11 protein-coding genes and 2 pseudogenes are annotated in these 24,896 nt (G+C 47.0%); 11 read left to right on the plus strand and 2 right to left on the minus strand.

Features of this window, described 5'->3' with window-relative positions; genetic code table 11:
* Positions 1-147 precede the first annotated feature (147 nt).
* The 6 genes from ACW5MY_RS03940 (at position 148) to ACW5MY_RS03965 (ending at position 11,045) form a co-directional block, all read left to right on the plus strand.
* On the plus strand, positions 148-1,413 hold the full coding sequence (locus ACW5MY_RS03940; RefSeq protein ID WP_462061669.1) for a pectate lyase family protein: 1,266 nt from the start codon (positions 148-150) through the stop codon (positions 1,411-1,413).
* A gap of 124 nt (positions 1,414-1,537) precedes the next feature.
* Positions 1,538-2,974 (plus strand): anion permease, encoded by a 1,437-nt coding sequence (locus ACW5MY_RS03945; RefSeq protein ID WP_013351349.1) that lies wholly within the window; start codon positions 1,538-1,540, stop codon positions 2,972-2,974.
* Between the two features lie 107 nt (positions 2,975-3,081).
* Positions 3,082-3,780 (plus strand): hypothetical protein, encoded by a 699-nt coding sequence (locus tag ACW5MY_RS03950; protein ID WP_014471557.1) that lies wholly within the window; start codon positions 3,082-3,084, stop codon positions 3,778-3,780.
* Positions 3,781-3,891: 111 nt separating this feature from the next.
* On the plus strand, positions 3,892-9,000 hold the full coding sequence (locus tag ACW5MY_RS03955; protein WP_462061897.1) for a beta strand repeat-containing protein: 5,109 nt from the start codon (positions 3,892-3,894) through the stop codon (positions 8,998-9,000).
* A gap of 201 nt (positions 9,001-9,201) precedes the next feature.
* Positions 9,202-9,411: a hypothetical protein gene (locus ACW5MY_RS03960; RefSeq protein ID WP_014469881.1), complete on the plus strand. Its 210-nt coding sequence runs from the start codon at positions 9,202-9,204 to the stop codon at positions 9,409-9,411.
* Complete coding sequence (locus ACW5MY_RS03965; RefSeq protein ID WP_238703860.1) at positions 9,408-11,045, plus strand: exosporium glycoprotein BclB-related protein; 1,638 nt, start codon at positions 9,408-9,410, stop codon at positions 11,043-11,045. Before ACW5MY_RS03960 ends, ACW5MY_RS03965 begins: the two co-directional genes overlap by 4 nt.
* 160 nt (positions 11,046-11,205) lie before the next feature.
* Here ACW5MY_RS03965 and ACW5MY_RS03970 read toward each other — a convergent pair whose 3' ends face one another.
* Together ACW5MY_RS03970 and ACW5MY_RS03975 are read right to left on the minus strand one after the other, a co-directional pair.
* Positions 11,206-12,282, minus strand: coding sequence for a response regulator (locus tag ACW5MY_RS03970; protein ID WP_227014232.1), 1,077 nt, complete (start codon positions 12,280-12,282; stop codon positions 11,206-11,208).
* A gap of 72 nt (positions 12,283-12,354) precedes the next feature.
* A pseudogene (locus ACW5MY_RS03975) lies at positions 12,355-14,223 on the minus strand (sensor histidine kinase); the annotation flags it as partial.
* 247 nt (positions 14,224-14,470) lie between these two features.
* Between ACW5MY_RS03975 and ACW5MY_RS03980 the strand changes: the two are divergent.
* The 5 genes and pseudogenes from ACW5MY_RS03980 to ACW5MY_RS04000 all read left to right on the plus strand — a co-directional run bounded on the left by ACW5MY_RS03980 (position 14,471) and on the right by ACW5MY_RS04000 (position 24,892).
* A pseudogene (locus tag ACW5MY_RS03980) lies at positions 14,471-15,537 on the plus strand (response regulator).
* A gap of 156 nt (positions 15,538-15,693) precedes the next feature.
* Entirely contained in the window at positions 15,694-21,606 is a 5,913-nt protein-coding gene (locus ACW5MY_RS03985) for a SpaA isopeptide-forming pilin-related protein (RefSeq protein WP_065118527.1), read from the plus strand.
* Between the two features lie 109 nt (positions 21,607-21,715).
* Entirely contained in the window at positions 21,716-22,369 is a 654-nt protein-coding gene (locus ACW5MY_RS03990) for a class A sortase (RefSeq protein ID WP_013351356.1), read from the plus strand.
* A gap of 241 nt (positions 22,370-22,610) precedes the next feature.
* Positions 22,611-24,215, plus strand: coding sequence for a sensor histidine kinase (locus tag ACW5MY_RS03995; RefSeq protein WP_013351357.1), 1,605 nt, complete (start codon positions 22,611-22,613; stop codon positions 24,213-24,215).
* The gene (locus ACW5MY_RS04000; RefSeq protein WP_014469885.1) at positions 24,212-24,892 is read left to right on the plus strand and encodes a response regulator; all 681 of its coding nucleotides are present in this window, start codon (positions 24,212-24,214) and stop codon (positions 24,890-24,892) included. The genes ACW5MY_RS03995 and ACW5MY_RS04000 overlap by 4 nt, the downstream gene beginning before the upstream one ends.
* The last annotated feature ends 4 nt before the right edge of the window (positions 24,893-24,896 follow it).

Consider the following 24,896-nt stretch of genomic DNA (forward strand, 5'->3'; position numbering starts at 1 on the left):
AGGGGTTTTCGGTCCCTTGGGATTTTTTTGCGGGTTCCGCAATAAAACCGAAAGGCACCTTCACTACATTTGCGGTGCTGTTTTTCAACTGATTTGATACAATTTGATTGCAATAAATTGGAATGTAAATCAGGAGGAGCACAATTTATGAAAAAAATGCTATTTATGCTGGCGGTTTGTTTATGTATGATCCCAGCGGACGTCCATGCCGCTGACCTAGGCCGGCAGACGTTAGGAACAAATGACGGCTGGGGAGCTGCTTTTGGCGGAACAACCGGGGGAGCGAAAGCCTCATCATCCAACGTATACACCGTATCAAACAGAAAGCAGCTTGTTTCTGCATTAGGGGGAAGCGCCAACAGCACGCCGAAGATTATTTACATACAAGGCACAATCAATATGAATACAAACGATAACAATAAAACGCTCGGCTTTAATGATTATAAAGATCCGGCATATGATCTAAACGCATATCTGAAGGCGTACGACCCGGCTAAATGGGGGAAAAAAGCGCCGTCAGGCACCCAGGAAGATGCCAGACAGCGATCCCAAAAAAAACAGAAAGCGCAGGTCGTGATTGACATCCCTTCAAATACGACCATCATCGGCTCAGGCTCAAATGCCAAAGTGACAGGCGGAAATTTTAATATTAAGAATGGCGTCGACAATGTCATCATCCGCAATATTGAATTTCAAGACGCTTATGATTATTTTCCGCAATGGGACCCGACTGACGGGGACAGCGGCAACTGGAACTCGGAATATGACAATATCACCATTAACGGGGCGACGCACATATGGATCGATCATTGCACCTTTAATGACGGATCGAATCCTGACAGCGGTTTTCCCTACTATTACGGGAGAAAATATCAGCACCATGACGGCCAGACGGATATGGCCAACGGGGCGAATTATGTGACATTATCCTATAATAAATATCATGACCATGACAAAGGCTCCGTCATCGGAAACAGCGACAGCAAGACGTCAGATGAAGGAAAATTGAAGGTGACCATTCACCATAACTATTACCAGAACATCGTCCAGCGCGCACCGCGGGTCCGGTACGGGCAGGTTCACATTTATAATAATTTTTACGCAGGCTCGAAAAGCGCCGCATACCCGTTCAGCTATGCATGGGGCGCGGGACATGCGTCAAAAATATATGCCCAGAATAATGTCTTTGAAGTGCCGGGACTGGCTGCTGATAAGGTCATCAGCGTTTTCAGCGGCGGAAAAGCGCTTCATGAAGACGGCACGCTTTTAAACGGCGCCGCCATTAACGCGTCAGCCGCCAACGGATTAAGTCAGTCCGTCGGCTGGACACCGTCATTGCACGGCTCCATCGGCTCATCATCAAATGTAACATCCGATGTTATATCTAATGCCGGTGCGGGAATATTAAAATAAGAAACAAGAAACACAAAGGAAAATATTCCTTTGTGTTTTTTAATTAACAAAAACATTTATTAACTTAGTTAAGTAGTAAAATGGGATAGGGGATGGAAGATAACAAAATAGGAGGAGACCTGTAATGGCTTCAGAAAAAGACGCAAAAAAACAGCAGGCAGTAAAAATCATTCCATTGCTTATTACTGTTGCTGTGGGATTAATCATTTGGTTTATTCCCGCGCCGTCCGGACTTGAACCTAAAGCATGGCATTTGTTCGCTATTTTTGTCGCAACAATTATCGGCTTTATCTCCAAGCCCTTGCCAATGGGCGCAATTGCAATTTTTGCATTGGCAGTCACCGCGTTAACGGGAACGCTGTCTATTGAAGATACGTTAAGCGGATTTGGAAACAAGACAATCTGGCTGATTGTCATCGCCTTTTTTATTTCCCGGGGGTTTATCAAAACCGGGCTCGGCGCCAGAATTTCTTACGTATTCGTACAACGGTTCGGGAAGAAAACACTCGGCCTTTCTTATTCACTGCTTTTCAGTGATTTAATCTTATCTCCCGCCATTCCGAGCAACACGGCACGGGCGGGCGGCATTATTTTTCCTATTATCAGATCATTATCCGAAACATTCGGATCAACGCCGGCAGACGGAACAGAGCGGAAAATCGGCGCTTTCTTATTAAAGACCGGTTTTCAAGGAAACTTGATTACGTCTGCGATGTTTTTGACGGCAATGGCGGCGAATCCGCTGATCGCCAAGCTGGCCCATGATGTCGCAGGGGTGGACATCACATGGACAAGCTGGGCAATCGCGGCCATTGTACCGGGATTGGCGAGCTTAATCATTACGCCGCTTGTCATTTATAAGCTGTATCCGCCGGAAATTAAAGAAACACCGGACGCGGCTAAAATCGCAACGGAAAAATTGAAAGAAATGGGTCCGTTTAAAAAATCCGAACTCTCCATGGTCATCGTCTTTTTATTGGTGCTTGCGCTGTGGATTTTCGGAGGAAGTTTAAATATCGACGCAACGACAACGGCTTTGATCGGATTATCCGTTTTGCTTTTGTCACAGGTATTAACATGGGAGGACATCAAAAAGGAACAAGGTGCATGGGATACGCTGACTTGGTTCGCGGCGCTTGTTATGCTGGCGAATTTCCTGAATGAACTCGGCATGGTGTCTTGGTTCAGCAATATGATGAAATCTTCTGTTTCCGGTTTTTCATGGATTGTGGCATTTATGATTTTAATTGTCGTATATTATTACACTCATTATTTCTTTGCGAGCGCAACCGCGCATATCAGCGCCATGTACGCGGCATTTCTCGCCGTAATCGTGGCAGCGGGCGCGCCGCCGCTATTGGCAGCGCTCAGCCTGGCGTTTTTCAGCAACCTCTTCGGTTCGACGACGCATTACGGCTCAGGAGCGGCTCCGGTCTTTTTCGGAGCAGGCTATATATCACAAAGCAAATGGTGGTCCATCGGCTTTATCCTGTCGATCGTCCATATTGTGACATGGCTTGTCATCGGTGGATTATGGTGGAAAGTTTTAGGTTTATGGTAGAAGAAAAAAGGCAGACTCAGGTCTGCCTTTTTTTTGTTTCTATAAGGGATGGGAAGGCCCAGCACATGATGGCTTCAGTTGGAATACAATATTGCCGGGGTGATAATATGAGCAGCAGCCGTAATCAATACATGATATTGAAACAGAAGCCTTACAAATATATGAGCAGACATATGAAACGCTGGTATGAACAGTTACTATGTGATAATGAACAGCCGGAAATAGTGACGAAAAAACAGTTTCCGTCTTTAGATGAAAATCGATCCGCCTTGTGCGCACCCCAGCTGCGAGGCCCTGAAGGCAAAAGAGGCCCCGCCGGCTCCCGAGGTCCGCAAGGGGAGGCAGGTCCGCCCGGTCCTCCGGGTCCTGAGGGACCGCCGGGAGCGGTTCCGGTTGTCGCTTTTCAAAATAATACAGAACAAATGACGATTCCGTTAGAAGGAACACCGATAAACGTGTTAAGCACTGTGATAGATGCGCCGACGGATCAATTTGTAAAAACGGATGCCGTCATACAAGTAAATGTGGAACTGGATCCGCTCGCGTCTAATTTCTCACTGGTCTTAGCTGTCGATCTGCAAAGAAATGGGGTATCTATTCAAACACAGAGACAAGAGCGGAACCTCTTTTCTTCAGGCGGGCAAATCATAGGAATTCCTTTTACGTACATCGACGAAATGGCAGCGGGAGAAACAGCCGCGTACCAGCTCTTTTTATCCGTGCTTTCTTCGAATTATGTAACACAAGTGACAGCGGAAAACGGCTCCCTTATCGCGACGGGATTCCCCGTTCAAGGATCGGACTAAGGTGATGAAAAGAAATCACCTTTTTTATTTAGGTTGTCAAAAGAGAGCCCGTATTAATATGCTGTCTTAAAAAGTAAGGCTGTCTACTGGAAGGAGAGGGAAAAAGATTGAATGAATAATCCGATTATGAACGGAGGCTTTGAAACCGGCACATTAGCAGGATGGAGTTCGGCAAATACCCAGATTAACAGTTTGTTTGCACATTCAGGGAGATACTCAGCGCAATTTATTGGAACTCAGCCATATGCTTACCTCAGTCAAATTGTCCCAATTTCAGCCAAGTCACTGACTCTATTCGTATCACTGGCAACGCTAGGAAATGAGCCAAGTCCCCAGGTAACCCTCCAGATCATATTTGTCAGTGCAGCAGGTGAAGAAATCAGTTCCATTCAAGAAAATATCACACCCGGAAATTTGCCGAACGTGCTCTTTCATACATGGTCTGAAATTTATAAAACAAGTACGGTTCCTTCTGGCACAGCCTCTGCTGTCATTATATTAAGTAAAGTTTCTTCTGGCACAGTATTAATAGACGACGTTTCATTGGCGCAAACCGGGGGTGACCCTGGCTCAACAGGAATTACAGGCCCCACGGGAGCGACGGGGCCCACGGGAGCGACAGGAGTAACCGGAGCAAGAGGGGCGACTGGAGCAACGGGAGTAACCGGAGCAACTGGTGTAACAGGCCCAACAGGACCAACCGGCGCAACAGGAGCAACAGGCGTAACGGGATCAAAAGGTGTAACTGGAGTAACTGGTGTAACCGGTCCAACAGGTGCAACCGGCTCAACCGGCCCAACGGGTCCAACAGGAGTAACAGGATCAACGGGGTCAACCGGAGCAACCGGTCCAACGGGGACAACAGGACCAACAGGAGTAACGGGCTCAACCGGCGCAACAGGTGCAACCGGCTCAACCGGCGCAACAGGTGCAACAGGCTCAACCGGTCCAACTGGAACAACAGGAGCAACGGGATCAATCGGCTCAACAGGAGTAACGGGAGAAACCGGACCAACAGGATTAACAGGAGAAATCGGCCCAACGGGTCCAACTGGAATAACCGGGCTAACTGGAGTAACCGGAGCAACAGGCTCAACAGGAGCAACTGGCCCAACTGGTGCAACTGGAACAACCGGAGCAACCGGCCCAACGGGTCCAACAGGTGAAACGGGAGTAACAGGATTAACTGGTCTAACAGGTTCAACAGTAGCAACTGGTCCAACAGGAATAACAGGATCAACAGGCTCAACCGGAGTAACAGGATCAACTGGGACAACTGGAGCAACAGGGGTAACTGGCGTCACAGGAGTAATGGGGTCAACCGGAGCAACCGGAGTAACGGGAGAAACCGGCCCAACGGGTCCAACAGGTGAAACGGGAGTAACAGGATCAACTGGAGTAACGGGAGAAACCGGGCCGACAGGTTCAACTGGAATAACAGGCTCAACCGGGGCAACTGGTGTAACAGGCCCAACCGGAGCAACTGGTGTAACCGGAGCAACCGGAGCAACCGGGGCAACTGGAGTAACAGGATCAACAGGATCAACTGGAGCAGCAGGAGTAACTGGAGCAACTGGAGTAACAGGATCAACAGGATCAACCGGATCAACAGGTATAACGGGAGTAACAGGTTCAACAGGAATAACAGGATCAACGGGTGCAACCGGAGTAACCGGCGCAACTGGTCTAACCGGAATAACAGGTCCAACCGGAGCCACCGGATCAACAGGGGTAACTGGCGTCACAGGAGTAACGGGCTCAACCGGAGTAACCGGCTCAACCGGAGAAACCGGCCCAACCGGAGTAACCGGTGCAACGGGAGTAACTGGAGAAACCGGCCCAACGGGTCCAACCGGCTCAACCGGAGTAACCGGTGCAACGGGAGTAACGGGAGAAACCGGAGTAACGGGAGAAACCGGAGCAACCGGAGTAACTGGCCCAACAGGAGCAACAGGAATAACAGGATCAACTGGTACAACCGGAGCAACCGGCTCAACCGGAGAAACCGGCGTAACGGGTCCAACCGGTATAACCGGATCAACAGGTGTAACGGGAGTAACAGGTTCAACTGGTCCAACAGGAATAACAGGATCAACGGGTGCAACCGGAGCAACAGGACCGACTGGAACAACAGGAGAAACGGGAGCAACCGGCTCAACGGGTCCAACCGGCCCAACCGGAGTAACGGGATCAACCGGCGCAACAGGAATAACAGGATCAACTGGAGTAACTGGCCCAACGGGTGCAACAGGAGAAATCGGATCAACTGGTCCAACAGGAATAACAGGCTCAACCGGGCCAACCGGCTCAACCGGAGTAACAGGTCCAACCGGGGAAACTGGCCCAACTGGTGTAACTGGAACAACAGGAGCAACCGGCCCAACAGGAGCAACCGGCCCAACAGGAGCAACCGGCCCAACCGGAGTAACAGGATCAACTGGAGTAACAGGATCAACCGGCGCAACTGGAGAAACCGGAGTAACAGGAGCAACGGGCTCAACTGGTGCAACAGGATCAACAGGATCAACTGGTGCAACAGGATCAACAGGATCAACTGGTGCAACAGGATCAACTGGAGCAACCGGATCAACAGGAGAAATCGGCCCAACGGGTCCAACGGGAATAACCGGTCCAACAGGAACAACAGGAGCAACAGGAGAAACTGGTGCAACGGGCTCAACCGGAGCAACAGGATCAACCGGATCAACAGGAGTAACAGGATCAACTGGGACAACTGGAGCAACAGGGGTAACTGGCGTCACAGGAGTAGCGGGGTCAACCGGAGCAACCGGAGTAACGGGAGAAACCGGAACAACGGGCCCAACAGGCTCAACCGGAGTAACTGGTGCAACTGGATCAACTGGAACAACCGGAGAAATCGGCCCAACCGGAGTAACAGGATCAACTGGAGCAACAGGTTCAACTGGAGTAACCGGAATAACGGGAGAAACCGGCTCAACGGGTCCAACCGGCCCAACGGGTGCAACAGGATCAACAGGCTCAACCGGAGCAACTGGCCCGACTGGTGCAACAGGGCCAACCGGGCCAACCGGAGTAACGGGAGAAACCGGATCAACTGGAGTAACGGGATCAACAGGCTCAACCGGAGTAACGGGATCAACCGGCGCAACAGGTGCAACCGGCCCAACAGGAATAACAGGCCCAATCGGAGAAACAGGAGTAACTGGAGTAACCGGTGCAACAGGAGAAATCGGATCAACTGGATCAACTGGAGTAACGGGAGAAACCGGGCCGACAGGTTCAACTGGAATAACAGGCTCAACCGGGCCAACCGGCTCAACAGGAGTAACCGGTCCAACGGGATCAACAGGAGAAACCGGTCCAACAGGAGTAACAGGATCACCGGGGACAACTGGAGCAACCGGGCCAACCGGCTCAACCGGAGCAACTGGCCCTACTGGTGTAACAGGCGCAACAGGAGCAACTGGTCCGACTGGTGTAACCGGACCAACCGGAGCAACGGGATCAACCGGCGAAACTGGAGCAACAGGAATAACAGGAACAATGGGTCCAACCGGCCCAACCGGAGTAACGGGATCAACCGGCGCAACAGGTGCAACCGGCCCAACAGGAATAACCGGCTCAACCGGAGCAACTGGCCCAACGGGATCGACCGGCCCAACGGGATCGACCGGCCCAACCGGAGAAACAGGAGTAACTGGAGTAACCGGTGCAACAGGAGAAATCGGATCAACTGGAGTAACGGGAGAAACCGGGCCGACAGGTTCAACTGGAATAACAGGCTCAACCGGGCCAACCGGCTCAACCGGAGCAACTGGCCCGACAGGTGTAACCGGCCCAACGGGGTCGACCGGGCCAACCGGCTTAACCGGATCAACTGGAGCAACCGGCTCAACAGGAGTAACCGGTCCAACGGGATTAACAGGAGAAACCGGGCCAACAGGAGTAACAGGATCACCGGGGACAACTGGAGCAACGGGTCCAACCGGAGCAACAGGCCCAACAGGATCAACTGGATCAACAGGAGCAACAGGAGCAACAGGATCAACTGGAGCAACAGGAGCAACAGGATCAACAGGATCAACAGGATCAACAGGATCAACTGGATCAACAGGAGCAACAGGAATAACAGGATCAACCGGAGTAACCGGCCCAACTGGATCAACAGGAATAACCGGATCAACAGGAATAACCGGATCAACAGGTGCAACCGGCCCAACAGGAGTAACAGGCTCAACCGGAGTAACCGGCCCAACGGGGTCAACAGGTGCAACCGGTCCAACAGGTGCAACCGGAGTAACTGGAGAAACAGGATCAACAGGACCAACAGGAGAAATCGGTGCTTCTGGAGCAACAGGATCAACAGGATCAACAGGATCAACAGGATCAACAGGATCAACAGGAGCAACAGGATCAACAGGATCAACAGGATCAACTGGATCAACAGGATCAACAGGATCAACTGGATCAACAGGAGCAACAGGAATAACAGGAGCAACCGGAGTAACCGGCCCAACTGGAGTAACTGGAACAACAGGAGCAACCGGCCCAACTGGAGCAACAGGAATAACAGGAGCAACCGGAGTAACCGGCCCAACGGGGTCAACTGGATCAACCGGCCCAACGGGGTCAACTGGTGCAACCGGCCCAACTGGATCAACCGGAGTAACAGGTGCAACAGGAGTAACCGGAGCAACAGGTGCAACCGGTCCAACCGGAGCATCAGGAGCAACCGGTCCAACCGGACCAACCGGCCCAACGGGAGTAACCGGTGCAACAGGAATAACAGGCTCAACCGGAGTAACCGGCCCAACAGGCTCAACAGGCAGTACACCGACCTTGCTCTTCACAAGAACCAACGGGCCGCTCACTGTTTACCCGCCATTAAATACAGAAATTCCTGTTGCTACGCTGGCAATCCCAGTTAATGCTTTGCAGAATATAAAGCTGGATTATTCAGTCAGCGTCGAGGTAACATCTACAGCCAATTCAAACTTTGTCTTTGAAATAAGATTATATAGGGGAGCAGTACAGATTCATACAAGACTTTTGTCGCGATCTATTATTAGCGCAACTACTGAAAGGTTTCCGATTGCTGATACTACAGTAGATACAGCTCCGACCGCAGGAACAAACACGTACCAGCTGAGAGTTGTTTTCACAACTGCTAGTAATATAACAACAGCAACAGCTCTCAATATTGATTTTAACAGCATTAGTTTTCCGACAACCTCATGAAAATAGCAAACTGATATTTTAAAGGTGAAAGGCCTGACTGATATACGGTCGGGTCTTTTTTCTGTAAATGCTGTGCAGCATGCAAACTTAAAGACCAGTTGATATTTTTAAAGGGAATTTTGAAACACCATTTGTCTTTGTGAAAATATTATGCAAGAAGAGGTGGTGTAATGAGAAAAGGAGATACTTGGTATAGCAGATGTGATTCTTGGGATTGCGACTGCCGGCATTGTAATGATTGTTGCTGTCATTCTCAACATAAAAGAAGAAATCAAAGGCGCAGCTATCATAATCGGGCACATTGCTGTGAAGGATGCTGTTGCGAAAACTCTTGCTGTCATGAAAGATGGTGTCCGTGCTGTCATCCGAATCATTATCATGGAAGAGGAGAGACTGGGGCAACGGGGCTGACTGGAGCCACCGGAGTAACAGGAGCCACCGGAGTAACGGGAGCGACTGGAGACCCGGGTGCCACCGGTCCCACTGGAGCCACAGGAGTAACTGGTCCAACAGGAGATCCAGGAGTAACCGGAACGACTGGAGTAACGGGTGCCACAGGGATAACAGGAGTCACCGGAGCAACAGGAATAACTGGTGCGACGGGAGCCATGGGAATCACCGGAGCCACCGGGGTAACCGGCGTCACAGGAGCAACAGGCGTCACAGGAGTAACGGGTGCAACAGGAGTAACGGGAGCGACTGGAGACCCGGGTGCCACCGGTCCCACTGGAGCCACAGGAATCACCGGAGCCACCGGATCAACAGGAGTAACAGGAGCCACCGGGGTAACGGGAGCCACCGGAGCCACCGGAGCCACCGGAGTAACAGGAGATACCGGAACAACAGGAATCACCGGCGCCACAGGAGCAACCGGAGTAACCGGAACGACCGGCGCAACCGGATCAACAGGGGTAACCGGAGCCACGGGAGTAACGGGCTCGACCGGAGATACTGGAACGACCGGAGTAACGGGTGCAACCGGAGCCACGGGAATCACCGGCGCAACCGGATCAACAGGGGTAACTGGCGTCACAGGAGTAACGGGAGTAACGGGAGCCACGGGAGTAACGGGCTCGACCGGAGATACTGGATCAACAGGGGTAACCGGAGCCACTGGAATCACCGGCGTCACAGGAGTAACAGGAGATACCGGAGCCACGGGAGTAACGGGTGCCACTGGAACGACCGGCGCAACCGGATCAACAGGGGTAACGGGCGTCACAGGAGTAACGGGAGCAACCGGAGCCACGGGAGTAACGGGCTCGACCGGAGATACTGGATCAACAGGGGTAACCGGAGCCACGGGAATCACCGGCGCCACCGGATCAACAGGGGTAACCGGCGTCACAGGAGTAACAGGCGCCACGGGAATCACCGGAGCCACGGGAATCACCGGAGCCACGGGAGTAACGGGTTCGACCGGAGATACTGGAGCCACTGGATCAACAGGGGTAACTGGCGCCACAGGAGTAACGGGTGCAACCGGAGTAACCGGAACGACCGGAGCCACTGGAGCCACCGGAGCAGGCGCGATCATTCCTTATGCTTCAGGCCTTCCAACTGCCGTGACCACCATTGCCGGCGGATTAATCGGAACGGTGAGCCTTGTCGGGTTCGGCAGTTCTGTGACGGGCGTCAATGTCGGAGGAGGAGGTGCAATTGATCTTACCGGGGCCGGAGGGACTCTGCTGAACTTTGCTTTTTCTGCTCCGAGAAGCGGAACCATTACATCAATTGCCGCCTATTTCAGTACAACCGCAGCATTGTCACTTGTCGGCTCGACTGTCACGATAACTGCACAATTATACAGTTCAACTGTGCCGAACAATACGTTCACACCGATTCCCGGAGCATCTGTCACCTTGGCTCCTGCCCTTACCGGCGTATTATCCATCGGCAGCATCAGCAATGGAATCACTACAGGGCTGAACATTGCGGTAACTCCTCAAACCCGGCTGTTAATGGTATTCTCCGCCACTGCGACAGGTCTTTCTCTTATTAATACAGTGGCGGGATATGCAAGCGCGGGAGTTACGATTTCTTAAGTGAAAACGGCCAGACTGGTGTGAATCATCTAAGCTTGGAGAAGGTATCACTTTTTCTTCAAGCTTTTTTGTTTTTTCGTCTTTCTGAGTAAATAAAGGCTGACGGGAATTTCCCGACAGCCGGCAGAAGTATTTCATCCTTCTGAAGTTAATCAGTATCTTAAACAGATGAAGACGTTTTTAATGAGTTTGAATCATCCGTTGTGCCGGTGATGTGAATCATCATCGAAACCGCGGTGCCTGCATCCGGTGTGCTCTCAATAGTCAATTCACTTCCGCAAAAATGCTTCAGCCGCCGATTGATATTTTTCAGGCCGACACTGCGGTCAACATGGGAAGACAATATATCTTTTTGTATATCCGGCATGATGCCGGTTCCATTATCCTCCACTTTAATTAAATATGTGTTTTCGCTTTGTTTTTTTGCCGTCAGCTTTACCCATCCGCCGCCTCTTTTCTTGCTGATCCCGTGATGAACGGCGTTTTCCACCAATGGCTGTATCATTAAAGGCGGAAGGCTGAAGTCCATGTCCTCATCGATGTCAAAAAGGATTTCCAGCCGCTTGCCGAAGCGTGTTTTTTCGATAGCCAGATACGACGTAATGATAGAAAGTTCGTTTTTGAATGAGCTGATGTCCGAAGTATTTTGAAAATCAAAACTCATTCTTAAATAGTTTGTAAATGCAGCAGTGGTTTCCCGTGCTTTTTCAATATCCAAATGACTAAGCGCGATAATCGTATTTAATACATTGTAAAGAAAGTGAGGCTTGATCTGCGACTGAAGAAATGCCATTTCCAAATTTGTGGCTTGGTGAGCCGTATGCTTCATCAAAATTAAATTTTTAATACGCGCGGTGAATTCAGAGTAATGATAAGGCTTCTGTAAAATATCATTTGCACCGACATGAAAAGCCTTGTATTTGTCATGGCTGATTATGGCTGCCGTAACGATAAGAACCGGCAGCTCGACCATACTGAATCTTTCGCGGATATTTGTGCAGACTTCAAATCCCGTCATGTCGGGCATCATCAAGTCTAATATCACCAAATCAAGCTTCGAGGAAGAGACAGCTTGAAGCGCTTCTTTTCCGCTTTTTACTGCGATTACGTTATAAGGAACACCTTCAAGCATATCAGTTAAAATTTTTAAACTCTCGATGTTATCGTCGACTATCAGAATTGTCGGAGCATCGATTTTTTTTGAGTGATAAGGCGTTCTCAAAGAAATATCCGGCATTTTCTGTCCGGGCTGCGATTTAGGAAGTCCGATCTTTGCTTCCGGTAAAGAATCAATTTGAGCGGCGGGTAATGTAAAATGAAATGCTGAACCTTTCGCCTCTTCCGACTCTGCCCAGATGTCCCCGTTTTGGAGCTTGACGAGCTGTTTCACAATACTTAAACCTAAACCCGTTCCATCCTCGTTATTTCCTCCCGCTTGCTGAAAAGAATCAAAAATGGTTTCAAGATCAGCTTCAGGAATGCCGCTGCCGGTATCGGCCACGGTTATTTGAATCATGCTGTTATTCAGGCTTTCGGCAGAAAGAATAATTTTCCCCTCGGATGTATACTTGATTGCATTTTCAACAAGATTCGTTAAGATTTGCCGAAATCGGTTTTCATCTGCAAGCACAAAGGGGAGATCGTCCGGTACATGATTAAGAATGTCGAGATTTTTATGCTTGGACAAAAGCCGGTAGAAGTTCATCTCACTGCATATTGCGGCATGCACATCAACAGGAACAGGACGAATCTGCAGCAGACCCTGCTTCATTTTTTCCAAATCAAGAATATCATTTACGAGATTGGAAAGTCTGTAGCCCATCCTGATGATCAGCTGCATGTTTTCTTTCTCTTCCTCTATCGTCTTCTTTTTTCTGCCGGCTACAAGCGTCTGGCATATATTAATAATGCTGTTCAGCGGCGTTTTGAATTCGTGTGAAGTTTTGGCGATAAATTCATCTTTCAGCTGGTTCATTTTGACTAATTTACGTGAGAGGACTTCATTGTCCCGGAAAGCCCCGGCGAATTGCTGCGCCATCAGAAGAACCAGTGCCAATAAAGCAATGACTGTCGGCAATGAATAAATCGAATTAAAAGAAACAGCCGTTCTGCCGCTGTAAGCTGAAATTGTCGTAAGAATCACAAAGGCGCTCATTGAAACAGATGCCAGCGTAAGGTACATGCTTCCTTTTATCTTCCGTATGGCAGCAATCGTAAAAATATATGTAATATAAAACAAAGTCGTAACGGCAAGGACCGAATGTAAAATGTAAGAGAGGTGGTCAATAAAACTTACAGACATAAAATCAGTGACCAAGATGATCCCCGAAAAAGCAGTTAAAATGGTTATTGTCGTTTTTGACACAATTTCTCTGTATGCATAAAAGAGATAGAGAAAAACCGCAATGCTGACAAGCACGGAAGAGGTGCTGCGCAACAAATTCAGCAATGAAAATGATATAGACGGAAAGATGAGAAAGATCATTCTTTCTTTTCCGATCATAAGAATAATCGCAGAAAAAAGCAGACACATCACAGAAAAGAACAATAAATGTTTAGCCTTTGTTCTTTGCAGAAAAAAACCGAGAAAATATAAACCGGTAATGAAAAAAGCCGTGATCATAATGGAATCATTAAGAAAGGAAATTTGATTTTCGCGTATAATTTGTTCTTGAGTCCCAAACGTTATCGGTTTTGCGATCCCCCAGCCAGGCACTTTTCCGAAATTCGAAAATTGCAGGACAAGTTCATTATCACCCTTGTGAAGCATGAAAAAGCAAGTATACGGTTTGTTCTGAGCCTCAAAATCAGCTTTCTCTGAAGGGCTGCCGCTCTGTCCGATCAATTGTCCATTAAGATAAAGGCGGTTTGAACTGTAGATAAAAGATGTGCTGATTCCGAAAACCTGATTCTCTTTATTTGAGCGGATTGTCAGTTTGTACGTTCCGTAATCCGTATCGGCTGTTTTTCTGAACAGCTTCACATTGACAGGGACATCAACGAGTACAGGTTTTTTTCCTTTTTCTGAATGAAGATCCCGCGGTGACAGCATTTGATTTGGATACAGAAACCACTTCCCATTCAGCTGGACATTCCCGTCCTTATGAAAATCCCAATTCTTCAGATTGATCACTCCCTGTTCTGCTTTAGGGAGAGTTGTTCCGGAGAAATGATCCATGGCTATAAAAATGATAAAGAAGGCAGCGTAGCCGCAAATAATCGAAATAGAAATGAATTTTTCTTTCACATCATTACTCCTTTATCCCATTCAGGGTCATTCTATTATCCTATTCAATGTATAAATATTGTAATCCTAAACTTCATAAAACAACAAGAGAAAGAAAAAGAATCCAACTATATAGGGCGTTGGGCATGGTATAATTGAAATTATTTTCAGATATCTATATTGACGGGTGGGATGCGTTTTGAAAGCGATAATTGTGGATGACGAGGAATTGGCATTGCTTCATTTTAATCATATGCTTGAGCGGACAAACGCCTTTCAATCTATTTTAATGTTTCAAGATCCGGCGGACGTTCTGGAGTATTCGGGGCTTTCAGCAGCTGATGCGGTGTTTCTTGACATTGAAATGCCGGTATTGAGCTTGCTGAATCAATTCAGGCAATTAATGAAAATATTCAAATTATTTTTATCACCGCTTATAATGAATTCGCTATAAAAGCGTTTGAGTTAAATGCTGTTGATTATCTTTTAAAACCGGTTGACAATGCCAGGCTGCTGACAACCGTTGAGCGAATCCGAATGAATAAAAAGCTCAGGACGGCAGACGAAAACACCGGGACGGATTATTTTATACAATGTTTTGGAAACCTGGACTTTTATCAATCGTTAAATGGTGTCAAAACATACATAACAGTCAAGTGGAGAACATCCAAAGCGCGTGAACTGTATGCATTTTTACTTCTTAATCAAGGGCGCACGGTCAGTAAAGACATGCTGATTGAGATGTTTTGGCCTGCTTATGAAGTTTCAAAAGCGAGCACTCAGCTCTACTCGACAATATATCAGATACGGAAATTAATCAGTCAGCTTCCCTTCAGCCAATCCATAGAAAATACCGATATAGGATATATTCTTCGGCTTTCAGGGGTAAAGGTTGATACAGTTGACTGGGAAAATACATTAAAAGAAGCTCCCCCGCTCAGTCAAGCCGCATTAACCCGGCACATGGACATTGTCATGTCATATGAGAACCATTATCTGATGGAGAATGGCTACCTGTGGGCGGAGCCGGAAAAAACACGTCTGGCGCATCTGTGGCTCAGCAAGGCGTACGAACTGATTGATTTTCTCATTCAAGAAAAGAACGAGCATCAAGCAATGGACGTTTGCCTGCAGGTCGAGAAAATAGAGCCCCGTGACGATAAAATTATACAATACAAACTGCAGTTATTTAATCAATTGGGAAAAGTAGAAGAGGCGATAAAAGAATATGAACGCTATAAACAAGTGAAGGACTGGACCGGCTGATGCCGGTCTTTTTTTGTGCGTTATTTCTGAAATGATCCTATGTACAGAATTTGTATAGGTCGATTTCATACAATGTAGTTTGGTTCGGATAAGGAGAATCCCATGCTTACGGGCTTGTTCGAACGTAAGTCTATATAAAAGGGGAGGAATAAGACATTGGGAGTGAGGAACTTTTCGTTCAGCCCGCAAAAAAGCAAAAGGCTGAGAACAGCATTGATCACATGCTTCACGCTGTTTTTCATCTTCAGCCAAGTTGTCAGCTTTACTCCGATCGCAGCCGCTTCCGGATCGCAGCTAAGCGAGAGCGGATTCTTTGATTCAGTCACGGTCAAAGACGGCAAACATCAGACCGTTGACGGATCAAAAGGCAGTGAGCCGGCTTTAGCACCGAAAGATGAAGTGACACTGACATACGAATGGTCTCTGAAAAACAAGGAAGATGCAAGTGACCGAAATATCACCTTAAAGATCCCTGAAAGTTTTACATTAGATAACGATATCGAAGGTGAGCTGAAATCAGCTGATCGGGTGATCGGTATATATAAAGCTGAAGCAAAAAGCAGCACTCTTGAGGTGAAAGTGAACAAGGAAAAGGCGGAGGCCGATGATGTCAAAGGCTCCATTACACTGCCGGCGAAGTTTACACCTGACGTAACAGATAAAACGAAAACGGCAAAAGCTCTTTTTCAACTGGACGCCGGCAAGACCCAGCAGGTGATCATACCTGTGAAGAAAGATGAGACAACGAATTCCGAAACAGAAAAAAACACCTCTTCAAAACCTGCTGAACCTCAGGAAGAAGCAGAGAAAAAGTCAACATCTGCAGACAGCAGGGATAAGAAAGAACAGACAACGAAATCAAGCCCTTCTGCTGAACGCAATCAATCAAAAATGGTGATTTCAAGCAAATCTGCTGTTAAAAGTCTTCAATCAGGCGGAAGCCAGATTACGCAAAATATTTTAACTGATGTGAAATTGACGGATGAAAAAGGAAAACCATTTGACAAAAACAACCGTGCGAATACGAATTCTCCGGCAAATATCACCATTCAATGGGCGATCCCGAATGAGCTGGGGAAAACAATAAACGACGGTGATCGATATGAATTTGACCTGCCTAAAGAATTTATCATGCACAATGACATTACGAACCAGCCATTGACCAACGGCGACATGACGTACGGAACTTTTTCCATTAATACGAGCGGCCATGTCATCATGACGTTTAACGGCGAGGTAAAAGAAGATTTTAATGTCAAAGGGTCATTGTATGTAAACACCCAATTCAATCAGAAAGAAATAAAAGGGTCAACCACACAAAAGATTAAGTTTCCGGTTAACTCTGATACCCCGGAAGTAACGGTTTATTTTAAACCGAATGTCACTAAAACCATTGATAAATCAGGGTCATTGGATAAAGGCATTAACCCCGGAAAGGTAACGTGGACGGTTGATCTTAATAAAAAGGAAGAAGAAGTCAAAAATGCGAAATTGACGGAAAGTCTTCCGGACGGTTTGACCTTCCGCTCTGTGAAAGTGTATGAACTCGATGTGAATATTGACGGCTCGGTGAGTCAAGGAAGTGAGATAACGTCAGGCTATACCGTCGACGACAAAGGAAATGTCACATTCGCCGGGACGATTGATTCAGCCTATCGGCTCATCTATGATACAGTTATTGATGACGATGCAAAGCCTGCTAAAGGCGGAAATATCACGCTGACAAACAAGGCGGCATTCAGCGGGGATAATGCGGAGCCGATTTCTGCGGAAGCCTCCGTAACGGCGGGCTACGGAAAAATGATTGAAAAATCTTCGACCGGTTATAAAGGGGAAACCCAAACGTTCAGCTGGGCTGTTATGTACAATTACGGTGAGAAAAAGATTGATCAATCCAAAGCCGGCATCAAGGATACGTTCGGATCAGACGATCTGCACCTTGTTCCCGGATCTTTGAAAGTCCTTCCGATTACATTCAGCCAAAACGGCAGCGAACAAGAAGGCGCCCCATTAAAAGAAGGCGGGGATTATACGCTGACTGATAACGGGAACGGCTTTGAGATCAAATTCAAGCAAACTGTCACAGGAGCATATAAGATCAATTATCAATCTCAAGTCAACGATGGGGTCATTATTGACAGTCCTGTCAAATACACCAACACAGCAGTTACAGATACGGGGGAATCAAAGGAAACTCCGGGGACAGCCATTCAGCAGAATCTGATCAAAAATTATTCAAACGCAGACTATGAGAAGAAGACGGTTGATTGGACAATCACAATCAATAAAAACCGTTACACAATGAAAGACTGGACTCTGGATGATCAATTCACCAGCGGAGGTCTGGCGCTCATTGATGATTCATTTCACATGCAAGATACGACTGAGAACAAAACGCTGAAAGAAGGAACAGATTATACAATAACAAAAAAACCCGGAAATCAAGGCTTTACAATAGCATTGATCGGGGATTACGCAGAAACAAACAGTCAGTTTAAGATCACGTATACGACAAAATTCAACACTGACTTTTCTAATGAAAACATCAAGAATACGGCGGAGTCGACATGGACCGATCAAAATGGCGGCAAACGCACAAATAAGGAATCGAGCGGCTTCACACCGAACAATCAGACTTCCCATAACGGATTCAAAAACGGCTCATACAACGCCGTTTCAAAAGAAATCACATGGAAAGTCGGCATCAATTACAATGGCGAACCTTCAAAGAATCCTTATATAAAAGATACGCTAACAGATGGTCAGCAATTTTTGCACGGGTCGGTTGCCGTCAAAAAGTACACCATCAGTAAAAACGGTTCCATCACTGAAGGAGAGGCGCTGGATCCTTCGAAATACGAAGTGGAAGAACCGTCAGACGGCAACAAAAATACATTAACCGTACATCTTAAAACAGAGGACTCTGTACCATATCTGATTGAATTCAAAACGTCACTGAAAGGTCAGGTCATTAAACAGAATCAATACACAAACAAAGCAGAGTACTATAATGATGACCATGCAGACCGAACGTTGACGGGTTCAGTATCAATCGCAAACGGCGGAAACCTGGTTTCTAAAGGCGGTAAACAGAGCGGGAACTATATCGATTGGAACATCAATGTCAATGCCAGCCAATCGACACTGGATGACGTAAAAGTCAAAGACACCCCAGATGAGAACCAAATAATAGATGAAGATTCTTTTAAAGTATATCAAGCAAAATATGATGAGAACGGCGTTATGAAAGACAGCAGTGGAAACCTTGCTGCGGGTGATGTGCAGCTTGAGAAAGATAAGGACTATAAATTAGATGTTAAAACCGACAATGCCACCGGTGAACAATCATTTGTCCTCACCTTTACAGGCAGCTATAAACAAATAGACCGTGCGTATGTCATACAATATCGTTCTCTCATTAATATTTCCGGCAGCAGCGGTCAGGTCAACAACAAAGTATCAATATCAGGGACAAGTGTTAAGGAGCAGACCCAGGAGAATAACAGCTCAGTGCTTGTCGCCATTTCAAGCGGCGGCGGTTCAGGATCAGGAGAGAAGGGAAGCATGACGATATCCAAAACAGGATCAGACGGTGCATCTCTTCCGGGAGCAGATTTTCAATTATGGTCTAAAGACGGCAAGCAGCTGCTGCGTTCAGGCACAACAGATGAAGCCGGTAAACTTACGTTTGGGAATATCCGTTACGGAACCTACGTACTGAAAGAAATAAAAGCGCCGGACGGCTACACCATCAGCGACGCCTATGTAAACGGGGTCCTTGTAACGGTCGACAGTAAATCCTCCGGGGCGGGTGCTCCCTACAAAGTCATAAATCAAAAAAATAAGGTGACGCTTATCAAAAAAGACGAAAACAACAATCCTTTGGCTGGTGCCGTATTTAAGCTGGAGAAAAAATCAAGCGACGGTACCTATACATTAATAAGAAGTAATATTGAAAGCGATAAAAACGGGAAGGTTGAAATAAACGGTTTGCCAGCGGGGTACTACCGACTGATGGAGACGAAAGCTCCTTCAGGGTTTATCGTGAACACAAAAGCGATTCACTTCTCAGTCGCAAAGAACGAAAAGAATCAAGTGCCTGATGTTGAATTGGGATCAATGGTTAATTATCAAGGAAAAGCCGCTTTAACGAAGGAAGATGCGGAAGGCCGGAAGCTTGAAGGTGCAGTCTTCAAAATCATCGACAAGGAAGGAAAAACGGTTCAGAAAGATCTGGTTTCAGATCAGGACGGCAAAGTAGAGACTTCCGGACTTGCACCCGGACATTACGCCTTCATTGAAACAAAAGCGCCAGCCGGTTATGTGTTAAACACGGAGAAAAAAGAATTTACCATCTCAGAATCGGCAGAAGGAAAGCCGAAGCCGTCTGACGCAGGAACGGCCGTCAACTATAAAGGCTCTGTTCAGCTGACGAAGGAAGATGCGGAAGGCCGGAAACTTGAAGGTGCAGTCTTCCAGATTATCGATCAGGATGGAAAAACAGTTCAAAAAGATCTGGTTTCAGATCAGGACGGAAAAGTAGAAACATCCGGACTTGCACCGGGGCGTTACGCCTTCATCGAAACAAAAGCGCCAGCCGGTTATGTGTTAAACACGGAGAAAGTGGAGTTTACGATCTCAGAATCAGCAGAAGGAAAGCCGAAGCCGTCTGACGCAGGAACGGCCGTCAACTATAAAGGCTCTGTTCAGCTGACGAAGGAAGATGCGGAAGGCCGGAAACTTGAAGGTGCAGTCTTCCAGATTATCGATCAGGATGGAAAAACAGTTCAAAAAGATCTGGTTTCAGATCAGGACGGAAAAGTAGAAACATCCGGACTTGCACCGGGGCACTACGCTTTTATCGAAACAAAAGCGCCAGCCGGTTATGTGTTAAATACGGAGAAAGTGGAGTTTACGATCTCAGAATCGGCGGAAGGAAAGCCGAAGCCGTCTGACGCAGGAACGGCCGTCAACTACAAAGGCTCTGTCCAGCTGGTCAAGAAGGATCAAGACGGAAATGTTTTAGACGGTGCAGTATTCAAAATCACTGACAGTGATGGAAAAACTGTAAGAGACGATCTGATGACAAAAGAAGGCGGCAAGATTGACGCCGACGGTTTGGCACCGGGAAGCTATCAATTTGTTGAAAAACAAGCACCGGATGGTTATCTGCTGTCAACAACACCTGTGCCGTTTACGATTAAGGCTGAGAACAGCGGAAAACCGGATCAGGCTGTCCTGACTGCAGTTAACATCAAGAACAGTGTTGTTCTCACAAAATTCGATCAAGACGACAAACGGAAAGTCCTGAAAGATGCAGAGTTCAAACTGACAGATGCAAACGGCAAAGTGCTGACAGAGGGTCTGACTACAGATCAGCACGGGCGGATTATTGTGCGGGGACTGAAAGCGGGCGAATATCAATTTATCGAAACAAAAGCGCCTGAACTTTACAGTTTGGATCAAACGCCAATATCATTCAAGGTTACAAATACCGACATAAAACCAATCGAAATCAGTGCGAAGAACAAATTAACACCTGGCGATGTAACACTGACAAAAGTGGATCATGACGATAAAAATAAGGTGTTAGAGGGTGCTGAATTCAAGATAACAGATTCCGGCGGACATCCGGTAAACACCGGCGGAACCAGCGAAAAACGGCCGGCGTTATGGAAAACGGATAAAAAGGGACAGTTTACGGTGAAAGGTTTAGCCCCGGGACAGTACCGATTTATCGAAACAAAAGCGCCTGACGGCTATCAGCTGAACGAAAAACCAATTGAATTCACAATTGAAAAAGGACAGTCAAAAGCTGTTGAAGTTGTCGTTTCGAATAAGAAATTAAAAAATCCCGCACTTGGGAAAGACACACCGAATCATCAAACGAAGCAAGGCGGGCATCACCCTGATACCAATGGTAATGCCAATCATCCGGATACAGGCAAAAGCCTGCCGAAAACCGGTGATACGGACGGTATGATGCAGGTGACGGCCGGTATTCTGCTGCTCTTAGCCGGCGGAGCCGCGGCTCTTGTATCAAGAAAGAAGAAGGCAAGAAATAGATAGACGTTACCGCACCTGATCATGTAAGAATCGATCAGGTGCTTTTTTAAAACGAAAGTCATTTCACAACAAGTACCCATCCCGTATTATGTACAAGAAAGGAATTTTCTTCATGTTTAAAAAAACGATCATTGCTGTTCTGATTCTATCCGGGCTGCTTCTTGTCACCTCTCCTCTCATGAAAGGGTGCCTTATCGCTTACCTCAGTAAAAGCCATAGTGAAGCTGAATTGACCGCAGAACAGGCGCGGAAAAACAACATGAAAAAAGCGGATTATGCATTTGATTCAATTCATCCTCCCGGTTTTAGGGAAACCGTTCAGTCGAGTTTTAACCGCAAACCGAAACCGATAATCGGACGGATCACCATCAGCAGCGTCAATTTGGAGCTCCCGATTTTAAAAGGCACAACCAATGAAAACCTGCTGATCGGCGCGGCAACTATGCGGCCGGATCAGAAAATGGGAGAGGGAAACTACCCGTTGGCTGGTCACCATCTGAGGCAGGAGAACCTATTGTTCGGCCCTCTTTTACACATAAAAAAAGGCGCGCAAATCGTAATTACCGATTTTAGAAAAGACTATATTTATTCTGTAACATCAAAAAGCACGATTTCAGAAATAGAAGCAAACATAATTCAGGAGACAAAAGAAAAAGAGATTACTTTAATCACATGTGACAAAGCGGTAAATACCGAAGGACGTCTGGCCGTCAAAGGAAAGTTGATTGATATTGCCGGTCATTCAAATGTATCTCAGCCATCTTAGAGAATCATTCTGTCAACTGGATATACGTCAGTAATTAAACTTCCCGAGACTGGCTTCTGTCAGTCTCTTTTTTGCACAGCGGTTATAAAAAGGTCGTCCTGCTTATCTCTCTTGAGGAAAATGATACCTATCGCACTTTTTTACAGGAATTACAAGAGAAAAAGATCACGAAAATTCATAAAAATGAGAAATAAAGATTTGAAAAGTGGTATCATTTTAGGAGGAAAGGACGGCTGGTGCTGTGTTGGAAGAGAAGCGGTTTTATGTCTCTCTGCAAATGAAAATAGCCGGATTAATCACGGCTTTATTAATACTTGTCATCGGAACGCTCACCGTTATATTTGCTTTTCAGCAATTAAATGAAGGGCAGAAGCAGGCTGAACAGCTGGCGGTGCAAACAGCAAAAACCATTTCTTACATGCCGCCTGTAAAAGAGGCATTCCGGCTTGCGGACGAAGGTGCTTTTACAAAGTTAGACGTCATTGAACAAATGAAAGAACAGGCAGGTGCGCACGCCGTCTACATTACTGATCAAAAAGGGCATGTTGCATTTCATTCGGCCCGCAGCAGCATCCCAAAAGAAAATCAAAATCTGCAAAATAAAACCGTTATGTTCGGCGGATCTCCGGTTTCCGATGGAATGAAAGCCGTCCGGGGAAGCGCGCCGGTTATTCTGGATGAAAAAAATCATAACGAAGTCGTCGGAACGGTGACAGTCGAGTTTTTACAAGATGAGATAGAAAAAGATATGAAAGCGCATCTGCGGCATTTGGGCTATTTTGCATGTTTGGTATTTCTTATCGGTATCGGGGGAGCGGCGGCACTCGCAAAAAGCATCCGTAAAGATACACTCGGCCTTGAACCGCATGAAATTGCAGCGCTGTATCGGGAGCGCAATGCGATGCTCCTTGCGATTAAAGAAGGAATTATCGCCGTAAACAAAGAGGGCGCGATAACGATGATGAATTTATCCGCGGCTGATATGCTGCATCTTCCGGAGCCGATGATCGGAAGGCATATAAAAGAAATCATGCCCGGCGCAAAGCTCATGCCGGTTTTGTCAGGGGGAGAAGTGCCGCCGAATGTTGAGGTGCGTGCCGGAGATAAAGTATTCATCTTAAACGTGAAAGAAATGAGGCAGGCCGGGCAAGTATACGGAGCGGTCATAAGCTTCCGCGAAAAAACGGAGCTCAAAAAGCTGATTAACAAGCTGACCGAAATGAAAAAATACTCGGAGGATCTGCGGGCGCAAACGCATGAATTCTCGAATAAGCTTTACGCGATACTCCGTCTGTTAGAGCTGGGAGAATACGAGGAAGCCATTGAACTGATTAAAGAAGAGTATGCCATCCAAAATGAACAGCATGAAATCCTATTTCAAAACATTCATTCCCAGCGTGTTCAGGCCATACTATTAGGAAAAATGGGAAAAGCCTCTGAGAAAAAAGTGAAGCTCTCGATAGATGAAAACAGCTTTTTAGAGTCGCTGCCGGAGCATGTGGGTTCATCCCAGCTCATTACGATCATCGGAAATCTTATTGATAACGCTTTTGACGCCGTCGCCGAAAAAGAGAAAAAAGAGGTTGCCTTTTTTATGACCGATATCGGCAGGGATATCGTCATAGAAGTGGCGGACTCAGGGGACGGCGTGCCTCAGGAAAAAACAGGAACGATATTTGAAAAGGGATACTCTTCAAAGGGGACAAGGAGAGGATACGGCTTAGCCAATCTGAAGGAAGCCGTCAGTGAATTGCAGGGATGGATAGAGATTTCACAGCAAAAGAGCGGCGGTGCCGTATTTACGGTGTTTATACCGAAAGAAAGGCCAAAGGGGGAATCCGTGTGATTAACATCGCGATTGCAGAGGACGACTTTCGAATAGCGCAAATCCATGAAAAATTTATCGAACATCTGGATGGGTTCAATGTCATCGGCAAAGCAATCAACGCCAAAGACACCTTATCTCTGCTTGAGAAACAGCAGCCTGATCTGCTGCTATTGGATATTTATATGCCGGATGAGCTGGGAACAGATCTGCTCCCGCTCATCCGCCGCCGTTTTCCTTCCGTTGATATCATTATTATTACGGCTTCTGCTGAAACAAGGCTGCTGCAGGAAGCGCTCAGATCAGGCGTTTCCCACTATGTCATAAAACCGGTTTCGGCACGTAAATTTACAGATGTGCTTTTGCAGTACCGTGAAAAAAGAGAATGGCTGCACTCACAGCCGGAGCTGAGCCAATCCGTAATCGACATGTTTTTCGGAAGCAGTCAGAAAGAACAAAAACAGCTCAGTGATCTGCCGACAGGCATTAACTCTATTACCCTTCAAAAAATCAAAAACGCGCTCCGGACTGCCCAAAAAGGGATGACGGCTGAAGAGCTGGGCGAAAAAATGGGCGCCTCCAGAACAACGGCGCGGCGCTACGCCGAGTTTCTCGTTTCTCGGGAAGAAGCGCTCGCTGAATTAGAATACGGCATTATCGGCAGGCCGGAACGAAAATATTATTTAGCACATGAATAAGGGA

This window comes from Bacillus sp. Bwzl_19 (assembly GCF_054900515.1).

Coding starts and splice junctions, on each gene's coding strand:
- ACW5MY_RS03940 (WP_462061669.1), top strand. CDS start 148: ATGAAAAAAATGCTATTTATGCTGGCGGTTTGTTTATGTATGATCCCA.
- ACW5MY_RS03945 (WP_013351349.1), top strand. CDS start 1,538: ATGGCTTCAGAAAAAGACGCAAAAAAACAGCAGGCAGTAAAAATCATT.
- ACW5MY_RS03950 (WP_014471557.1), top strand. CDS start 3,082: ATGAGCAGCAGCCGTAATCAATACATGATATTGAAACAGAAGCCTTAC.
- ACW5MY_RS03955 (WP_462061897.1), top strand. CDS start 3,892: ATGAATAATCCGATTATGAACGGAGGCTTTGAAACCGGCACATTAGCA.
- ACW5MY_RS03970 (WP_227014232.1), bottom strand. CDS start 12,282: ATGCCGGATATTTCTTTGAGAACGCCTTATCACTCAAAAAAAATCGAT.
- ACW5MY_RS03990 (WP_013351356.1), top strand. CDS start 21,716: ATGTTTAAAAAAACGATCATTGCTGTTCTGATTCTATCCGGGCTGCTT.